The following is a 19,855-nucleotide window of genomic DNA, read 5'->3' as shown; positions in this document are numbered from 1 at the left end:
TGCACAGCCCTATCACGCCAGGCTCGGTAAGGAGACCGCATGACTGAGACCACGCTGCCCCCGAACGGCGGTGCAGGCGACCGGATCGAACCGGTCGACATCCAGAACGAAATGCAGAGCAGTTACATCGATTACGCGATGAGCGTGATCGTCGGTCGCGCGCTGCCCGATGTGCGTGACGGGCTCAAGCCGGTGCACCGGCGCGTGCTCTACGCGATGTACGACAACGGTTACCGTCCGGACCGCGGTTACGTGAAGTCGGCCCGTCCGGTGGCCGAGACCATGGGTAATTACCACCCGCACGGTGACGCGTCGATCTACGACACGTTGGTCCGGATGGCCCAGCCTTGGTCGCTGCGCTACCCGCTCGTCGACGGCCAGGGCAACTTCGGTTCCCGAGGCAACGACGGCGCCGCCGCGATGCGGTACACCGAGTGCCGCCTCACCCCACTCGCCATGGAACTGCTGCGCGAGATCGACCACGAAACAGTCGATTTCACGCCGAACTACGACGGCCGTTCGCAAGAACCTACGGTGCTCCCCAGCCGGGTGCCGAACCTGTTGATGAACGGCAGCAACGGCATCGCGGTCGGCATGGCGACCAACATCCCGCCGCACAACCTGAACGAACTCGCCGAGGCGATCTACTGGGCGCTGGACAATTACGACGCCGATGAGGAAGCCACGCTGGCGGCGTGCATGGAGCGGGTCAAAGGTCCGGACTTTCCGACGCACGGCCTGATCGTCGGCGGCCAGGGTATCCACGACGCCTACACCACCGGCCGCGGCTCGATCCGGATGCGCGGTGTGGTCGAGATCGAGGAGGACAACCGCGGCCGCACAACCATTGTCATCACCGAGCTTCCATACCAGGTCAATACCGACAACTTCATCAACTCGATCGCCGAGCAGGTGAAGGACGGCAAGATCGCCGGTATCTCCGACATCCACGACGAGTCCTCGGACCGCGCGGGTATGCGGATCGTGGTGACGGTCAAGCGGGACGCAGTCGCCAAGGTGGTGCTGAACAACCTCTACAAGCACACCCAGCTGCAGACCAGCTTCGGCGCGAACATGCTGTCGATCGTCGACGGTGTGCCGCGGACGCTGCGCCTCGACCAGATGATTCGTCACTACGTCGAGCACCAGGTGAACGTCATCGTCCGGCGGACGCGCTACCTGTTGCGCAAGGCGGAGGAGCGGGCCCACATACTGCGTGGCCTGGTCAAGGCGCTGGACGCGCTCGACGAGGTCATCGCCCTGATTCGGCGCTCGGCCAACACCGACACCGCCCGCAGCGGTCTGATGGAGTTGCTGGAGATCGATGAGATCCAGGCGACCGCCATCCTCGACATGCAGCTGCGTCGTCTCTCCGCCCTGGAGCGGCAGAAGATCATCGACGAATTGGCCAAGATCGAGACCGAGATCGCCGATTTGAAGGACATTCTCGACAAGCCGGCGCGCCAGCGGGCGATTGTGCGCGACGAGCTGGCCGAGATCGTCGAGAAGTACGGTGACGATCGGCGGACTCGCATCATCGCCGCCGACGGCGATGTGGCCGATGAGGATCTGATCGCCCGCGAGGACGTGGTGGTCACCATCACCGAGACCGGGTACGCGAAGCGCACCAAGACCGACCTCTACCGCAGTCAGAAACGCGGCGGCAAGGGGGTGCAGGGTGCGGGCCTCAAACAGGACGACATCGTCAAGCACTTCTTCATCACCTCGACGCACGACTGGTTGCTGTTCTTCACGAACAAGGGCCGGGTCTACCGCGCCAAGGCATACGAGCTGCCCGAGGCCAATCGCACGGCACGCGGACAACACGTGGCGAACCTGCTCGCCTTCCAGCCGGATGAGAAGATCGCCCAGATCATCCAGATCAAGGCCTATGACGACGCGCCGTATCTGGTGCTCGCCACCAAGAATGGCCTGGTGAAGAAGTCGAAGCTGTCGGACTTCGACTCCAATCGCAGCGGCGGCATCGTCGCGGTGAACCTGCGCGACGAGGACGAACTCGTCGGCGCTGTGCTCTGCTCGGCTGAGGACGATCTGCTCCTGGTTTCCGCGCTCGGCCAGTCCATCCGTTTCTCCGCGACCGATGAGGCGCTGCGCCCGATGGGCCGCGCCACCTCCGGCGTGCAGGGGATGCGGTTCAATACCAGTGACGAACTGTTGTCGCTCAATGTGGTTCGGGATGGCACCTATCTGCTGGTCGCGACGTCCGGCGGCTACGCGAAACGGACCGCGATCGAGGAGTACACGGCCCAGGGTCGCGGCGGTAAAGGCGTATTGACGATCCAGTTCGACGCGAAACGTGGCACCCTGGTCGGGGCGCTCATCGTCGACGACGAGGATGAGTTGTACGCGATCACCTCCGGGGGCGGCGTCATCCGGACCGCGGCAAAGCAGGTTCGTAAGGCTGGACGACAGACCAAGGGTGTGCGATTGATGAACCTCGCGGATGGCGATACTTTGCTTGCGATCGCGCGCAATGCCGACGAACCCGATCCCGATCAGGTCGCCGGCGGCGGCGACACCGGTTCTTCTGAGTAATAACCCCAACAGCGGCGGCAACGAACGGATCTGAGGATTCCCATTGACCACTCCGAACCAGCCGAACGACGAGCGGCACCAGACGAACGGTGTGACCGAGAGGATCGCACCGTCACCGATTCCGCCGCGGCCGATCCCCCGGCCGGTCGCCTCGGCCGAGAACGGTCAGTCCGGCGGCAGCCAGCAAGGCGGCGGTCAGCCCGGCGGCCATCCGGGTGGTCATCAGGTCGGCCAGCCCGGCGGTCACCCTGGTAATCACCAGGGTGGTCAGCCCGGTGGTCTGCAAGGCGGCCAGCATGGCGGGCTCCCGGGCCAGTCCGGTGGGCACCAGGTCGGCGGTCAGCCCGGTGGCAACCAACCCGGTGGCAACCAGCCTGGTGGCAACCAACCCATTGCCCAGCCACACGAGATCCGTGACCAGCAGAGCGAGTTCGCATCCCAGCAAGGGGCGCCGGATCAGGCGCCCGGCGGGGATGGCCAGGAACCGTTCGGTCCGGTGGTGCGGGTCAACAACCAGGTCGAACAGTCCGCGCCCGAGAAGGGCGACAAGCCGGCGTCCGGTGGCCAGCAGTCACCGTTCCAGGACAGTTGGGCGCAACTCCCGCAGCGGGAGCCGCAGTCCAATCTGTTCCGGCCCGGTCAGGCTCCGGTGACCGGACGGCCGAATTCAACGGCTCCGGTCGGTCTCGGCGGTGGTGTCACCAATGCACGGACCACCGCCGACCTGGCGGCCAAGGCAGCACGTAAAGAAGCGGCGATGGTGAAGTCGGTCGGCATCGACGGGCCCACTCGCAGCATCGCGCGGCCGGAGTTGATCAAGGACATGCCCGACCTGTCCGAGATCCGCCACCCGTTGCCGCCGAGCGAGGCCCTCGGCCCGCAATCGTCGCCACTGTCCGCCGCGGTTCCGGTCGCGGTGGCCGCGGCGGTCGGCTCCGGCGGACCACTGCGCGCCACGGTGCAGATCCGGCGCATCGATCCGTGGTCGACGCTGAAGATCTCGCTGGTGATCAGTGTGGCGATGTTCTTCGTCTGGATGCTGGCGGTCGGCCTGCTCTACATCGTGCTCGAGGGCATGGGCGTGTGGGAGCGGCTGAACAACACCTTCACCGACATGGTGTCGCAGGACACCGGGTCGGTGGGGCTGATCGACGCGGGGACGGTGTTCGGCTACGCCGGCGTGATCGGTCTGATCAATGTCGTGTTGTTCACCGCGCTCGGTACCGTCGGCACGTTCATCTATAACCAGTGCTGTGACCTCGTCGGCGGCATCCAGGTGACCCTGGCCGATCCCGACTAGCTTTCAGCTTTCCGGAGCGGCCGGTATCCGCCCTGCGGGGCTGGGTACCGGCCGTTTGTCTGTGGTTCGCAGTGGTCATGACGTCGCCGAGCGGAAGCCCGCAGTTGCATAGCCGAAGCCGCTACCAGCCGTTTTGGTCGTTCTCGGGGGCGTCGGGTAGTCTCTGTTCTCGGTCATTGAGTTGTGTCGATTCGATCGAATAGAGACAAAGCAGTGCTGATATGGGCCTATAGCTCAGGCGGTTAGAGCGCTTCGCTGATAACGAAGAGGTCGGAGGTTCAAGTCCTCCTAGGCCCACCACTCCCTCTTGACGACTGTTGACCTCCAGATGACTGGCTCGGTCATCGAATGGCTCGAGCTGGTGCGGTCCACCCGGATATGCACGTCGAGAGAGAGTGCGTCATCGGTGGCGTTTGAAGGGGCCTTAGCTCAATTGGCAGAGCACTGCCTTTGCAAGGCAGGGGTTAGGGGTTCGATTCCCCTAGGCTCCACTCACTAAAGGCCAGAAGACAGCCTGGTTCCCGGTTTTCGTCGGTATGCGCGCGTGGCACAACGCACGAGTACCTGTGCGGGTTGCACGCGATACTCATCCGCTGGCATCAACTCCGTCTTCGCCTCTTGCTTGCCTCGAGCCGTCGGGCGACGCACTGTCGGTACCTTCATCGTTCGTCAGGTCAGGCAGCCGGACGATGCAGGGGGTGCCCTTCCTCGACGCTCCTCCGACTGCGTCGTTGTCCACGTCCCGGAACGCGGATGCGGACCCGGCCGCGCACGCCGGTCGATCTGGTCCGCCCTCACAGCCGAACACCGGCTGCCTCTGGAGGTATGAAGCGTACCCACGCACCCACCCACCTGTTAGCGACCGGATTGTACGTCTTCGCTGAATTCTTGCGGCAGTAACGTTGTAGCGGGTGTCGGCCGGATGGGAATATTCGCCGGAATTGATTCCGCACCGTCGGCAGGTCCCTGCAGGTCCATCGATATATTGACCGGTTTCAACTCCGCAATCGCAATCGACCCTAATGCGATGAATAATCCGATGGGGGAACTGAGTGTGGTTCTCGACATGGATGTAGTGACAAAACAAATCAATTCCAAGGATATCTTCGGATCATCTTCTTTTTCGACTGGTGTTTGAATTCCGGTTGATTGGGTACATCATCACGGCTGATGCAGGCAGCGCGGTGCCCGCCCTTCCGACATCAGGTAGTCGGCCGGCGACCCGGTGTCGTCGAAGGCTTCTAGGGACAACGAGGGTGCCGAGTGAGCAATCCGCCACGAAAGCCACAACCACCTACTGCGGCATACTCCATTCGGCCACCGCTGTCGGTGTGGGGACGAGGACGCTTCCGGGTAATTCGGGCGGCAATAGATCTCGGCAGCCTCATAACGATGACCGCCAAGTATTCTCATGGTTGGGGATATCGTATCCGATTACGGCCTGTAGGATGATGTGTTTGGCTCGAGATCGTATGGCCAATTTTGGAATCGTTTTTCCATTTATGCGTGTGGTTCTTTGCGTGGACAAGGCTTGGCAGAATGTGAGAGGTGAAGTTCCGGAATGAGTAGGGATCGTCGTTCTTCGCGGGGTAGTCGTCGCCAAGCCGGTCTACTCTTCGGGAGTTTGCTCACAGTCGCTGTGGAATCCGCGGCCGATGCCGTTGCCGTTCGGTTCAATCCGTCGGGCGATCCAGCCGATGATCGACAGCTGACCTATCGGGAACTCGACGAGCTGTCATCGCGATTGGCGCGCGAACTCATTACCCACGGGATCGGTGCCGGCGACACGGTCGCGATCGGCATCGCGCGCAGTATCGAATCGATACTGGCGGTGTGTGCGGTCGCGAAGACGGGCGCGGCATATGTGCCGGTGGATCCGGCGTATCCATCCGAGCGGATCGCGCACATCCTGTCGGACTCCGGTGCGGTGCTGGGATTGACCACCACGGCCCACCGCCCGGCCCTCGGCGCAGGCGTCGACTGGATCGAACTCGATGATCCGGTGCAGGCCGGGCGAATCGCCGAGCGGCCCGCCCACCCGATCTCCTACGCCGACCGGGTGCGCCCGATCGATCACCGGCATCCCGCCTACATCATCTACACGTCGGGTTCGACCGGAAAACCCAAGGGCGTGGTCGTCACCCATGCTGGTCTCGGTGGTTTGGTGGCCGCGGGGCGGGACGGCTGTCGGGTGCACGAGGGATCGCGTGTCCTGCACGTGTCTTCGCCGAATTTCGACGCGTCGGTGCTGGAGCTACTGCTGACCTTCTCGTCGGGGGCGACGCTGGTGGTAGCGCCGCCGTATGTGTTCGGCGGCGCCGAGCTGGCCGAGCTGCTGCGACGGGAACGGGTCACGCACATCTTCATCACCCCCGGCGCGCTGGAGTCGGTGGATCCGGCCGGACTGGACGACCTCGAGGTGGTGGAGGTCGGCGGCGAGAAATGCAGTCCGGAACTGGTGGGACGCTGGGTGCGGGATGGGCGGATTTTCGTGAACGGGTACGGCCCGACGGAGGTGACGGTCTGGGCGACCTTGAGCGGACCGTTGCGGCCGGATCGGCCGATCACGATCGGTACCGCGATCCCGGGCATCGGGGCGTTCGTGTTGGATGCGCGGTTGCGGCCGACGCCAGCGGGCGTGGTCGGCGAGTTGTATCTGTCGGGGCCCGCGTTGGCCCAGGGGTATCTCGGGCGGCCGGGACTGACCGCGGAGCGGTTCGTGGCCAGCCCGTTCGGCGCCGAGACCGGTAGTTCCGCGGCACGGATGTATCGCACCGGTGATCTGGTGCGCCGCAATGAAACAGACGGCACCCTCGAGTACCTGGGGAGGTCGGACTTCCAGGTCAAGATCCGTGGTTTCCGGATCGAGCTGGGTGAGATCGACAATGCCCTGACCGCCCATCCCGATGTCGATTACGCGGTGACCCTCGGCAAGACGCTCCCGTCCGGTGCGAAGGCCCTGGTGTCCTACGTACTGCCGGATGCGGAAACCGGTGTGGACACCGGAGAGCTCGCGACCTTCGTCGGGGATCGGTTACCGGAGTACATGGTGCCGGCGGCGATCGTGGTGCTCGACAAGATTCCACTCACCCCGGTCGGCAAACTGGACCGCGCCGCGCTGCCCGAACCCGTGTTCGCCGCGCGTGATTTCCGTGCTCCGGTGGGCGAGATCGAGGCGATCATCGCCGAGGTGTTCGCGGCTGTGCTGGGTGTCGAGCGGGTCGGTCTGGACGATTCGTTCTTCGCGCTGGGTGGCGATTCCATCCTCTCGATTCAACTGGTGTCGCGAGCCAAGGCCCGTGGCGTCGTATTCACGCCACGGGATGTGTTCGACCACCGGACGGTCGCGGCACTGGCCGAGATCGCTACACACGGCAGGGAAACGCAACAGCAGCGGTTGTCGGAACTGCCCGGTGGTGCGGTGGGTGAGATTCCGTTGACCCCGGTTCTGGCGGCGATGCTGGCACGCGGCTCGTCATATCAGCGGTTCTCGCAGTCGATGGCGCTGCGACTGCCCGATGGCATCGACCGGGAGACGGTGGTCGCGACGATCGGTGCGGTGTTCGATCACCACGACATGTTGCGTGCTCGATTGCGCAGTACCGGTCCGGTGCGCGCCGCGTCGGATACCTCCTTGATCTTGACGACGCTCGAGCGCGGCGCGGTGGATGTCGACGCTCTGGTGCATCGTGTCGAACTGCCCGCCGATATCGACGACGCGGAGTTGGCGCGGCGGGCAGATGTCGAGTACGACGCGGCCCTGGGTCGGCTCGATCCGTCGAACGCCGTGATGGCGCAGTTCGTGTGGTTCGCTTTCCCGCAGTCGGGTTCGTCGGTCGGCGCCGGGACCGGCGGATCGGCGGATTCCCCGACGGTTTCCGCCGGCCGCCGACGTGACGTGTTGCTGGTCGTCGCTCACCATATTGTGGTTGATGGTGTGTCCTGGCGGATTCTGATTCCGGATCTGGCGATGGCCTGGTCGCAATTGACTGCCGGTCAGCCGGTGGCGCTACCGGTCAATGGAACCTCGATGCGGCGGTGGGCGAATGCCCTCGTCGAGGAGGCGAAGAGTCCGGCGCGCGTCGCGGAACTGCCGTTGTGGCAGCAGATTTCGGCGACGGCGGATCCGTTGCTCGGTGCGCGCGCCTTCGATCCGGCGGTGGATACCTTTGCCACCGTCGATCGCGTCCAGGTGACGCTGCCGGTAGCGGTGACCGACGCGGTGTTGACCACGATCCCGAGTCTGTATCGCGGTGGAGTCAACGATGGCTTGCTCTCGGCGCTGGCGCTCGCGGTCAGCACTTGGCGTGGCGACGCCTCCGGCGGCGCGGCGTTGGTCACGTTGGAAGGCCACGGCCGCGAAGAGGATGTCGTCGCCGGCGCGGATCTGTCCAGGACGGTCGGCTGGTTCACCAGCGTCTACCCGGTCCGGCTGGATCTCGCGGGCGCCGATGTCGACGACGCGTTCGCGGGTGGAAAGGCGATGGCCGACATCGTCAAATCGGTCAAGGAGCAGCTGCTGGCGGTTCCGGACAAGGGGCTCGGCTACGGTCTGCTGCGCTATCTGAACCCGGAGACCGCCGCTCAGTTGGCCGACGTCGGCCAGATCAGTTTCAACTATCTGGGGCGGGTATCCACCGGGGAAATCCCCGCGCAACTCGGTGACCTGGGTTGGGTGCCGGTCGCGGATCTCGGTGAGCTGGATGCCGAGTTGGATGCGGACATGCCCGCGAACGGCGTGATCGACATCAACGCGATCGTCACCGACGGCGCGGAGGGTCCGCAGCTGGGTGCGTCGTTCGCCTTCCCGACCGGGCTGTTGTCCCGAGAGCGGGTGCAGGAGTTCGCTGACCTGTGGGTCGCCGCGCTGACCGCCCTCGCCCGGCACGCGCAACGGCCTGATGCCGGTGGCCTGACCCCGTCGGATCTGCCGTTGGTCCGCGCCGGCCAGTCGGATATCGAAGTGTGGGAACAGGATTACCCGGCCCTGTCGGACGTGTGGCCGCTGTCTCCGCTGCAGTCCGGCCTGCTGTTCCACGCGCTGATGGCCCAGTCGAGCGTTGACGTCTACACCACCCAGGCGCGGGTAGACCTGGGCGGCGCCGTGGACGTCGAGCGGCTGCGCGCGTCGGCGCAGGCCATCCTGGACCGCTATCCGAACCTGCGCACGGCGTTCGTCACCGATGCCGACGGTCACGCTGTCCAGGTGGTCATGGACCGGGTCGAGGTGCCATGGCGTGAGGTGGATCTGACGCACCTACCCGAGTCCGAGCGGTCGGCGCAGTTGCACCGTTTGATCGAGAAGGAGCGGGCGACCCACTTCGACATGTCGGTGGCGCCGCTGATGCGCTTCACCCTGTACCGCACCGGAGCAGGAACGGCGGGACGTGCGGGCAGCGACAAGTCTGCCGAGGTGAGCACGGAAAGCGCAGGCGCTGCCGTGCCTCCGGGTGCGGCGGTTCGGACAGCCACGGAAGAGACCACGGACGCCACCAGCGAACAGCAGTGGCATCTGGTGATCACGACCCACCACATCCTGCTCGACGGCTGGTCGATGCCGCTACTGATGCGAGACGTGCTGGTGCTGTACGCGACGCAAGGCGATCAGTCCGCGTTGCCCCGGGTGGCCTCGTACCGCAATTTCCTGAGCTGGCTGGCGGGCCGGGATCGGCAGGCCTCGCTGCAGGCATGGACGACGGCGCTGTCCGGCGTCGACGAGCCGACTCGGCTCGCGCCCAAAGCGCGAACAGCCGAGCGCTACCAGATCGGCAAGCTGATCACCGAGATCGACGCCGCCCACACCCGTCGGCTCACCAAACATGCCGCCGAACTCGGCGTCACGGTGAACACGTTGGTCCAGGCCGCGTGGGGGATTCTGCTCGGTCGGCTCACCGGTCGCAGCGATGTGGTGTTCGGCGCGACGGTGTCCGGCCGCCCGGCGGAACTGTCCGGCGTCGAGTCCATGGTGGGCCTGTTCATCAACACGTTGCCGGTGCGCGTGCGGGTCGACGATCGTCCGGCGGTCGGGGAGTTCTTGCAGCGCCTCCAGCGTGACCAGGCCGACCTGCTCGACCACCACCATGTAGGTCTCACCGACATCCAGCGGATCGCAGGAGCCGGGGCGCAATTCGACACCTTGCTGATTTTCGAGTCGTACCCGATCGACCGGGACGCGATCGTCGCGGTCAGCTCCATCGACGGCATGTCGGTCACCGGTGTCGGTCTGCAGGATGACACACACTACCCGCTGACGCTGCTGGTCACCGCAGAGTCGACGATCGAGCTGACCTGGAAGTACCTGGACAGCCGGTTCACCGCCGCCGAAGTGGAAGCCATTGCCGCACGGATGCTCCGGGTGCTGGAGGCACTGCTCGGAGATCCCGAGGCACAGGTCGTCGATATCGACATCATGCTGCCCGGCGCCGAGCGGGACCGGATCCTGGTGAACTGGAACGACACCCGGCATCCGGTCGAACCCGAGCTGCTGTTGGACGGCTACCGCCGCACGGTGCGGGCGCATCCGGATCGAATCGCCGTGGTCTACGAGGGCTGCGAGTTGACCTACCGGGAGTTCGATGAGCGGGTCAACCGACTGGCTCGTCTACTGATCTCGCGTGGTGTCGGCGCGGAGTCGCTGGTCGGGCTCGCGGTCCGGCGCTCGCTGGATTCGGTCGTCGGCATGTACGCGATCATCACCGCTGGTGGAGCGTATGTTCCGCTGGATCCGGATCATCCTGGCGAACGCATCGCGCACGTGCTGAACACCGCGCAACCGGTGTGCGTGATTGCCGTGAGCACGGACGCCATACCGGTGCCGGACGGGATTCCGGTGTTGTATCTCGACACCGAGGAACTGGACCGCTTCGACGGTGGTCCGATCCGGGCCGCGGAACTGCTACGGCCGGTGCGTCCGGCCAACCCGGCATACGTGATCTTCACGTCGGGCTCCACCGGCCGCCCGAAAGGCGTCGTGGTGTCGCATGGCGCGATCCACAACCAGATCACCTGGATGCTCGCCGAGTATCCGGCGAGTACCGACGACGTGTACTTCCAGAAGACCGCCACCACCTTCGACGTATCGCTGTGGGGCTATTTCATGCCGCTACGGGTGGGCGCGAAACTCGTGGTAGCGACCCACGACGGCCACCGCGACCCGGCCTACCTCGCAGAAACCATCGCAGCGCAACGCGTTACCGTCACCGACTTCGTCCCGTCGATGCTGGCGGTATTCGCGGCTCATACGGCGGCGGATGCCGTCCCGACCCTGCGGCACGTCTTCGCGATCGGCGAGGCGCTGCCGCCCGAGACCGTCGCTGCGCTGCGGGCGATCTCTTCCGCGGCCGTGCATAACCTGTACGGTCCGACCGAGGGCGCGGTCTCCATCACCTACTGGGCGGCGACCGGCGACGAACGTTCCAGCGTGCCGATCGGAACGCCGCAGTGGAACAGCCAGGTCTACGTCCTGGATTCGCACTTGCGACCGGTGCCCGCCGGGGTTACCGGTGAGCTCTATCTGGCCGGCGACCAACTGGCTCGCGGCTACGTGGCGCGCACGGATCTGACGTCGGACCGGTTCGTGGCCAGTCCGTTCGGTACCGGGGAGCGGATGTACCGCACCGGCGATCTGGTGGTGTGGCGTGCGCTCGCAAGCTCCGCGCCGACGGGCCCGGCCGACGGCGCCGCGGAAAGTGGTGTTCTGGAGTATCTGGGCCGGATCGACTTTCAGGTCAAGTTCCGGGGTCAGCGGATCGAGCTCGGTGACATCGAGTCGGCACTGTTGGCGCAGCCGTCGATCAGTCAGGCTGTCGTCCTGGTGGTGCCGTCGGACCTCGGTGATCAACTGGTGGCTTACGCGGTGCCTTCGCTCGGGGCGCGCATCGATCCAGCGCAGTTGCTACCGGCGCTCGCTCGGACGCTGCCCGCGTATATGGTGCCGGCCACGGTCGTGGAGTTGGCCGCGTTCCCGCTCAACACCAGCGGCAAACTGGATCGTAAGGCGTTGCCGCAGCCGACGTTCACCGGTAGGGAGTTCCGGGCGCCCTCCACCCCCATCGAGGAAATCGTGGCTGGGGTGTTCGCCGACGTGCTCGGTGTGGACCGGGTAGGCGTCGACGACGACTTCTTCGCCTTGGGCGGCAACTCTCTGGTCGCCACCCAGGTCGTGGCCAGACTGAGTGCGGCGCTCGATGCGCGGGTGTCGGTGCGGACCCTGTTCGACGCGCCGGTGGTCGCCGCACTGGCGGCGGGCATCGTGCCGGGTTCCGGTGCCGCCGCGGCTCGTCCACCGCTGACTCGGGCCGTGCGGCCGGATTCGGTGCCGCTGTCGCTGGCGCAACAGCGCATGTGGGTACTCAATCAGGTCGATACGGATTCGCCGGCCTACAACCTGCCGTTCGCGATCCGGCTTGCCGGCACGCTCGACGTGACTGCGTTGCGGCAGGCGGTCGCGGATGTGCTCGAGCGTCACGAAGCGCTGCGCACGCGCTTCCCGGCGCACGGCCCCGACGGTGCGCCGCACCAGGAGATCCTGTCGGCGACCGAAGCACTGCCGGGCGGGCTGGAGGTCGATACGGCCATCGCTGGCGATCGTGACCGGGTCATCGAACTCGTGTCCGCGGGGTTCGACGTCACCGAACATCCGCCGGTGCGGATCCGGCTGTTCCGCGGCCCGACCACGGACGAACATCTGCTCGTTTTCGTCGTGCATCACATTTCGGCGGACGGTGTCTCGTTGGCGCCGCTGGCGCGGGATCTGATGACCGCCTATCTCGCGCGAACCGCGGGCGCCGCGCCGGGATGGGCGCCGCTGGCGGTGCAATATGCCGACTTCGCGATATGGCAACGAGCGGTCATCGGCACCGACGACGACGAGAACTCCATCGCCACCCAGCAATTGGCGTATTGGCGCCGACAACTGGCCGGTGTGTCCGAGGCCGCGCGGCTGCCACTGGATCACTCTCGCCCCACGGTACCGTCCATGCGTGGCGCGTCGGCCAGCATCGTCGTGCCCGCGCAAGTGCATGCGGGCTTGGCCCGTATCGCGCGTGATCACCACTCGTCGCTGTTCATGGTCGTGCACGCCGCGTTGTCCGCACTGGTGGCTCGACTGTCCGGCAGTTCCGATATCGCGATCGGCACACCGATCGCGGGCCGTGGCGCGGCCGTTCTGGACGATCTGGTCGGCATGTTCGTCAATACCCTGACACTGCGTACCGCGGTGGATCACGCCGCCACGTTCGAGGCGCTCGTCGGGCAGGTGCGCGAGACCGATCTCCTCGCCTTCGCCAACGCGGACGTCCCGTTCGAGCAAGTCGTCGAGGCGGTTGTGCCCACTTCGGTCGGCGCGGGCAATTCGCTCTTCCAGGTGATGCTGTCGTTCCAGAACACCGAGCAGCCGTCGCTGGAGCTGCCCGGCCTGACCGTCTCGGCGGTGGATACCGGCGAGGTGTCGGCGAAGTTCGACCTGCAGGTGACTGTCGAACCACAGCACCGTGCTGACGGGACGCTGGCCGAGCTGGTGATCGTATTCACTTATGTCACGGCTCTTTTCGAGGAATCGACGGTACAGCGACTCGGTCGGCGGTTCGAGCGGATCCTCGCCGCGGTCGCCGCCGATCCGCGCGCGATTGTCGGCGCGATCGACCTCCTCGATGCCGACGAACGTGACCGGACACTGGCCGCGCCGGTTCGGCCCGACGTGCCGGAACCGGTCGAGCCGGCGCGCGTCACGACGCTGCCACACCTGCTGGCCGAGGCAGTGGAAAACAATCCCGACGGTGTCGCGGTGGTCTTCGCGGACGCCACCGAGCAGCTGGCCGAATGGGAGTACGTCGACCTCGACGAGCGATCGTCCCGACTGGCCCGGCTGCTGATCGACCGTGGCGTGGGCCCGGAGGATCTGGTCGCGATCGGAATTCCGCGGTCACTGGATTCGGTGCTCGCGGTGTGGGCGGTGGCCAAGACCGGTGCCGGATTCGTGCCGGTGGATCCCAACTATCCCGCCGAGCGGGTCACGCACATGATTGTGGATTCACGTGTGGTGCTGGGACTGACGGTTGTCGAGGTGTGCGCCGATCTGCCCGACGAGGTGGAGTGGCTTGCCATCGACGCCGACGATCTCGGTCGGCGACTCGACGATTACTCGGCCGCATCGATCACCGACGCGGATCGGCGGCGGCCACTGCGCGCCGAGCACCCGGCCTACGTCATCTACACGTCCGGATCGACCGGCAAGCCCAAAGGCGTGGTCGTCACGCAGGCCGGGTTGTCGAGTTTCTGCGACGAACAGCGGGAGCGCTACCGGGTGACGAGCAGTTCCCGCACCTTGCATTTCGCGTCACCGTCGTTCGACGCGTCGGTGCTGGAGTTGCTGCTGGCGGTCGGCGGCGCCGCGACCATGGTGGTGGCCGCGCCGACCGTGTATGGCGGTGCGGAACTGGCCGCACTGTTGCGCCGGGAGCGAGTGACTCATGCTTTCATCACGCCCGCGGCGCTGGCGTCCGTCGATCCGACAGGTCTGGACAAGCTTCGCGTCGTGGTCGCCGGTGGCGAGGCCTGCCCGCCGGATCTGGTGCAGCGCTGGGCAATTCCGATCGCGGGGCGTCGCAATCGCGAGTTCTACAACGGCTATGGCCCGACCGAGACCACGATCATGACCAATATCAGCGCGCCGCTGGCGCCGGGACAGACCGTGACCATCGGCGGTCCGATCCGCGGTATCACCGAGTACGTGCTGGATATGCGACTGTCTCCGGTGCCGGACCTGGCCGTCGGCGAGCTCTACATCGCCGGGACGCAGCTGGCGCGGGGGTATCGAGAACGGGCCGCGTTGACCGCCGCACGGTTCGTAGCGAACCCGTTCGATCCACGCGGAGCACGGTTGTACCGGACCGGCGATCTGGTGCGCAGGACAATCGACGGCGAGCTGGAGTATGCGGGTCGCAACGACTTTCAGGTGAAGATTCGCGGGTTCCGCATCGAATTGGGTGAAATCGACGCCGTCCTCGCTGCTCACGATGCCGTCGACTTCGCTGTCACGATCGGGCGGGAGATCGCGAGTGGCACGACAATCCTCGTTTCTTATGTGCGCGCCGCCGACGGTGCGATGATCGACACCGACGAACTCATCGCGTTCGCTGGGCGCAGCCTGCCCGCACACATGGTGCCGACCAGCGTCATGGTGCTCGACGAGATCCCGTTGACCCCGGTCGGCAAACTCGATCGCGCCGCGTTGCCCGCACCGGTGTTGCACACGAAGGCGCACCGGGCGCCATCCGGGCCGCGCGAAGAATTGGTCGCTCGCGTATTCACCGAATTGCTCGATCCGGCCGGCCCGGTCGGCGCCGACGACGACTTCTTCGAACTGGGCGGCAACTCGCTGATCGCCACTCGGCTCATGGCGCGAATCGGGGCGGCATTGGACACTCGGGTCCCGGTGCGCCTGCTGTTCGAGGCGTCCACAGTGGCCGCGCTCGCGGCGCGGTTGAGCGACAGCGTGTCCGGTGCCAGCCGTCCGGCCTTGATCGCCGGTCCGAGGCCGGAACAGATTCCACTGTCGCTCGGGCAGCAGGGAATGTGGTTCCTCAATCGGCTCGACACGGCGTCGGTGGCCTACAACGTGCCGATGGCGGTGCGGTTGAGCGGCGCGCTCGATACGGAGGCGCTGCAGGCGGCGATCGCGGATCTGGTGGCCCGGCACGAGATCCTGCGCACGGTGTATCCGCACGCGGAGGCGGCCGATGACGCCAAGGCAGTTCCGGTCCAGGTGATCCTGCCGGTATCGCAGGCGACTCCGCAGGTCCAGATCCGGATCGTCGACCCGGCGGACGTCACGGACGCGGTCGTGGAACTGGCGAAGACGGCGTTCGACCTCACCCTCGAGGTGCCGGTCCGGATCGTCTTGTTCGATCTCGGCGACGCCACGGCGAACCCGGATCAGTCCGATGCCGAGCACGAGTACGTGTTGGCGATGGTGGTGCATCATATTGCCGCTGACGGCTCGTCGATGGGCCCGTTGGTTCGGGATCTGGTATCCGCGTACGCGGCGCGCCTGGGTGGGCAGGCCCCGAATTGGACGCCGCTGGCGATGCAGTACGCCGACTACAGCATCTGGCAGCGCAACGTGCTCGGCGCCGACGACGATCCGCACTCACCAGCGGCCGAGCAGATCGCCTACTGGCGGCAGGCTTTGGCAGGATTGCCGGACCAGCTCGACCTGCCGTCGGATCGGCCGCGTCCGCTGGTGCGTTCCTTCGCCGGCGGCCGGGTTCCGGTGCGTATCGATGCCGAAATCCATGGTGCGCTGGCCGAATTGGCGCGGGCCGAGGGCACGACGTTGTTCATGGTCGTGCACACGGCACTGGCCGTGCTGCTGGCGCGGTTGTCCGGCACCCACGATATCGCTATCGGTGGGCCGGTTGCCGGACGCGGCGAGGCGGAACTGGACGACTTGATCGGCATGTTCATCAACACCCTGGTCTTCCGCACACGGTACGACGCCGGCGCGACCTTCACGGAATTGCTCGCGCGCCAGCGCGAGATCGATATCCAGGCCTTCGCCAACGCGGACGTGCCGTTCGAGCGGCTGGTCGAGGTGTTGAAGCCGACGCGGTCGACCGCGCGGCACCCGCTGTTCCAGGTGGCACTGTCGTTCCAGAATCTGGCGACCGTCGCACTCGAGTTGCCCGGGCTGACCGTCGCGAGCCTGGATATCGGTACCGAGATATCACAGTTCGATCTGCATTGGATGGTGGGCGACAGCTACGACGCGGCGGGCACACCGAGCGGAATCGGTGGCGTGGTCACCTACGCCGCTGACATGTTCGAGCACGGCACGGTGCAAAAGTTCGTGGACCGATTCGTACACCTGCTCTCCGTGATTGCCGGTGATCCCGGCTCACTGCTCGGTGACATCGCTCTGACCGACTCCGCCGAACGGTCGCAGCTGCTGTCCGACGCGGTCGACACGGTCCACCCGGTGTCCGACGAATTCCTGTTGGCCGGCTACCGCCGTGCGGTCGCCGCGTCGCCGGAGGCGGTCGCGGTCGTGCATGAAGCGACGGCCTGGACATATCGTGAATTCGACGAGCGGGTCAACCGTCTGGCCCGGTACTTGATCGGGCAGGGCATCGGTCCCGAGTCCGTGGTGGCGCTGGCGATGGCGCGTTCGCCGGAGCTGGTGGCCGCGATGTATGCGGTGCTGACCGCGGGCGGCGCGTACCTGCCCTTGGATCTCGACCATCCGGCAGGGCGCATCGCGTATGTGCTGGAGACGGCCGAGCCCGTATGTGTGTTGACAGCGAAGGGCGACCCGGCTCCTGTTTCCGGGGTTCGAGTGATAGATGTCGACGCACTGGACTTGTCGGAATATCCCGCCGATCCGGTCCGCGCCGATGAACTGCTCGCACTGCCCCATGCCGAACACCCGGCGTATGTGCTGTTCACTTCGGGATCGACCGGACGACCCAAGGGTGTGATGGTGTCGCACGGCGCGATCACCAACCAGATCGAATGGATGGCGGCGCAGTATTCGTTCGGGCCGGATGATGTCTATCTGCAGAAGACGGCGACTACGTTCGACGTGTCCCTGTGGGGCTTCTTCGTTCCGCTGTGGGTGGGTGCGCGACTGGTGCTCGCCGCGCCGGGCGGTCAGCGTGATCCCGGCTACATCGCCGACCTGATCGCCACCCATCAGGTGACGCTCACCGATTTCGTGCCGTCGGTGCTGCAGGTATTCCTGAGCGCCGCGCGGGCGGAACAGTTGGCATCGTTGCGGGATGTCTTCGTCATCGGCGAAGCGTTGCCGCCCAGCACCGTCGCAGACTTCGCCGCGCTGTCGAGTGCCGGACTGCACAACCTGTACGGTCCTACCGAAGCGGCGGTGTCGGTGACCTATCGGCCCGCGTCCACCAGCGACCGTATGACGGTGCCGATCGGTGTGGCGCAATGGAATACGCGCACGTATGTCCTCGATTCCCGGCTGCATCTCGTGCCGGCCGGTGTTGTCGGCGAGTTGTATCTGGCCGGACGTCAATTGGCGCGCGGCTACCTTCGGCGGCCGGACTTGACCGCGGATCGGTTCGTCACCGACCCGTATGGGCCACCCGGCGCGCGGATGTATCGGACCGGTGATCTGGTGCGCCGCCGCGCCGACGGCGTGCTGGAGTACCTGGGACGCACCGACTTCCAGGCGAAGATCCGTGGTCACCGGATCGAGCTGGGTGAGATCGAGGCCGCGCTGCTGGACGACCCGTCCGTCGCCCAGGCGGTGGTCGTGGTGACCGCGTCGGATATCGGCGACCAACTGGCGGCCTATGTGGTGCCGACAACCGAACTGGCAGTCGACGCCCTTCGCGATTCGCTGGCGCAGGTGTTGCCGTCGTATATGGTGCCGTCGGCCATTATGGTTGTCGACGCGTTCCCGGTGAACGACAGCGGGAAGCTCAATCGCGCCGCGCTGCCGCGGCCGGTCTTCCGAGCCCGCGATTTCGTCGCACCGGCGACCCCGACCGAGCGAGTCGTCGCCGAGGTGTTCGCCGACGTGCTCGCGGTTGCCCGGGCGGGCGCCGAGGACGATTTCTTCGATCTCGGCGGCACGTCGCTGCTCGCGTTCACGCTGCAGCGTGCGCTGTCCGCTCGGCTCGGGATCGACGTCCCGATGGCGGCGTTGTTCACCGCTCCGACCGTGCGCGGCCTCGCCGCCCGTATCGACAATTCGGCTGCGCCCGCGGCCGTGGTATCGACCCGGGATGCCGCCACGATCGCCGCAGACGCCGTGCTCGAGCCGGAGATCGATGGTGCGGGTGTCGCGCCGGCGCACTCCGGCGCTCCACTGGATGTGCTGCTCACCGGTGCGACCGGATTCGTCGGCGCGCACTTGCTGCGAGAGCTGCTGTGCAGCAGCCAGGCACGCGTGTGGTGCCTGGTGCGCAGCGACGACGCCGAGCAGGCACACGCGCGGATTCGGGACGCTCTGGTGAAGTACCGGATCTGGGACGAGGCCTACGACGCCCGTATCGTCGCTGTAGCCGGTGATTTGGCAGCGCCGCGCTTCGGGCTGGACGAACTCGGATATGCACGGCTGGCCGAGCAGATCGAGGTGATCTATCACAATGGTGCTCGGGTAAACCACATCGAACCCTATGCGCGACTGCGCGCCGCCAATGTGGCGGGCACCCGCGAGGTGTTGGTACTGGCGACGACAAGCCGGATCAAACCCGTGCATTTCGTCTCCACCGTCAATACCGTGATTCCGAATGCTCCCGCACCGGATTTCCGCGGCCCCGAGGACACCGAGCTCCGCCTCGCCGAGGTGTCCGAGAACGGCTATGTGACCAGCAAGTGGGTCGCCGAGCAATTGGTCCGTCAGGCAGGCGAACGCGGTGTGCCGGTGAGCATTTACCGCCCCGGAATCGTGTGTGGTGATCCGCGGGTGGGGGTGAACAGCGTCGACGACTCGTTCTGGAACATGATCCGGGCGGTCGCCGTCCTCGGACTCGCCCCCGACACCGGCGACGCGACGATGACGCTGGCGCCGGTGAACTACGTCGCCGGCGCCATCGTCGCGCTGGCTGCTCGGCCCGCGGTCGGTGCGGCATATCACCTGGTGAACACCCAGCCGGTGCTGGTCGACGATATCTTCCAAGCCCTGCGTAGGCACGGGATCCCGGTTGCGATCGCGTCGGTCGAGGAGCTGGCGACCAGGCTGGCCGAGGAAGCCGCGACGCGCGATGCGGCCGGCGACGACTCTCTGGTGCGCGCCGCCCTGGTCAGCGGAAACTACGGTGGGGCTGCGATCACCGTCGATGACACCCATACTCGTGCCGAGCTGGCTGATCTCGAAATCCGCTGCCCGCGAATCGATACCGCGGCGTTGGACGCCTACGTCCGGTCCTTCATCGAGTCGGGCTTCTTCCCCGCCCCGCGCCAGGACGGCATACCGCAGGACCGCGTCGAGTGCGGAATGAGCCAGCACGCTGAATGATCAGCAACCCCTCTGTT

The 19,855-nt window shown here is 65.9% G+C and carries 4 protein-coding genes and 2 tRNA genes; 5 read left to right on the top strand and 1 reads right to left on the bottom strand.

Going from position 1 to position 19,855, the window contains the following annotated elements; translation table 11 throughout:
* Nucleotides 1-39: 39 nt before the first annotated feature.
* Nucleotides 40-2,556 (top strand): DNA gyrase subunit A, encoded by a 2,517-nt coding sequence (gene gyrA, locus AB0B25_RS01030; protein WP_357172781.1) that lies wholly within the window; start codon nucleotides 40-42, stop codon nucleotides 2,554-2,556.
* A 112-nt stretch (nucleotides 2,557-2,668) separates the two neighbouring features.
* Here gyrA and AB0B25_RS01025 read toward each other — a convergent pair whose 3' ends face one another.
* Nucleotides 2,669-3,001 carry a hypothetical protein gene (locus AB0B25_RS01025; RefSeq protein WP_357172778.1) on the bottom strand — a complete coding sequence of 111 codons (333 nt, stop codon included), beginning with the start codon at nucleotides 2,999-3,001 and terminating at the stop codon, nucleotides 2,669-2,671.
* A 54-nt stretch (nucleotides 3,002-3,055) separates the two neighbouring features.
* On the opposite strand from AB0B25_RS01025, the gene AB0B25_RS01020 reads away from it, so the two are divergent.
* The 4 genes from AB0B25_RS01020 (at nucleotide 3,056) to AB0B25_RS01005 (ending at nucleotide 19,838) form a co-directional block, all read left to right on the top strand.
* On the top strand, nucleotides 3,056-3,856 hold the full coding sequence (locus tag AB0B25_RS01020; protein WP_357172775.1) for a DUF3566 domain-containing protein: 801 nt from the start codon (nucleotides 3,056-3,058) through the stop codon (nucleotides 3,854-3,856).
* A 223-nt stretch (nucleotides 3,857-4,079) separates the two neighbouring features.
* Nucleotides 4,080-4,156 (top strand) — tRNA-Ile (locus AB0B25_RS01015).
* A gap of 118 nt (nucleotides 4,157-4,274) precedes the next feature.
* Nucleotides 4,275-4,347: transfer RNA gene (locus AB0B25_RS01010), tRNA-Ala, on the top strand.
* Between the two features lie 1,133 nt (nucleotides 4,348-5,480).
* A complete protein-coding gene (locus AB0B25_RS01005) occupies nucleotides 5,481-19,838 on the top strand; it encodes an amino acid adenylation domain-containing protein (protein ID WP_357172772.1) in 14,358 nt (4,785 codons plus the stop codon).
* The last annotated feature ends 17 nt before the right edge of the window (nucleotides 19,839-19,855 follow it).

This window comes from Nocardia sp. NPDC049190 (assembly GCF_040648115.1).
Taxonomy (GTDB): Bacteria; Actinomycetota; Actinomycetes; order Mycobacteriales; family Mycobacteriaceae; genus Nocardia.
The sequence above is the reverse complement of the archived record's forward strand: the minus strand, read 5'-3'. Positions and strand labels throughout refer to the sequence as shown.

What these genes read in the sequence shown, in the direction of transcription:
- gyrA (WP_357172781.1), top strand. Translation starts at nt 40, where the DNA reads ATGACTGAGACCACGCTGCCCCCGAACGGCGGTGCAGGCGACCGGATC.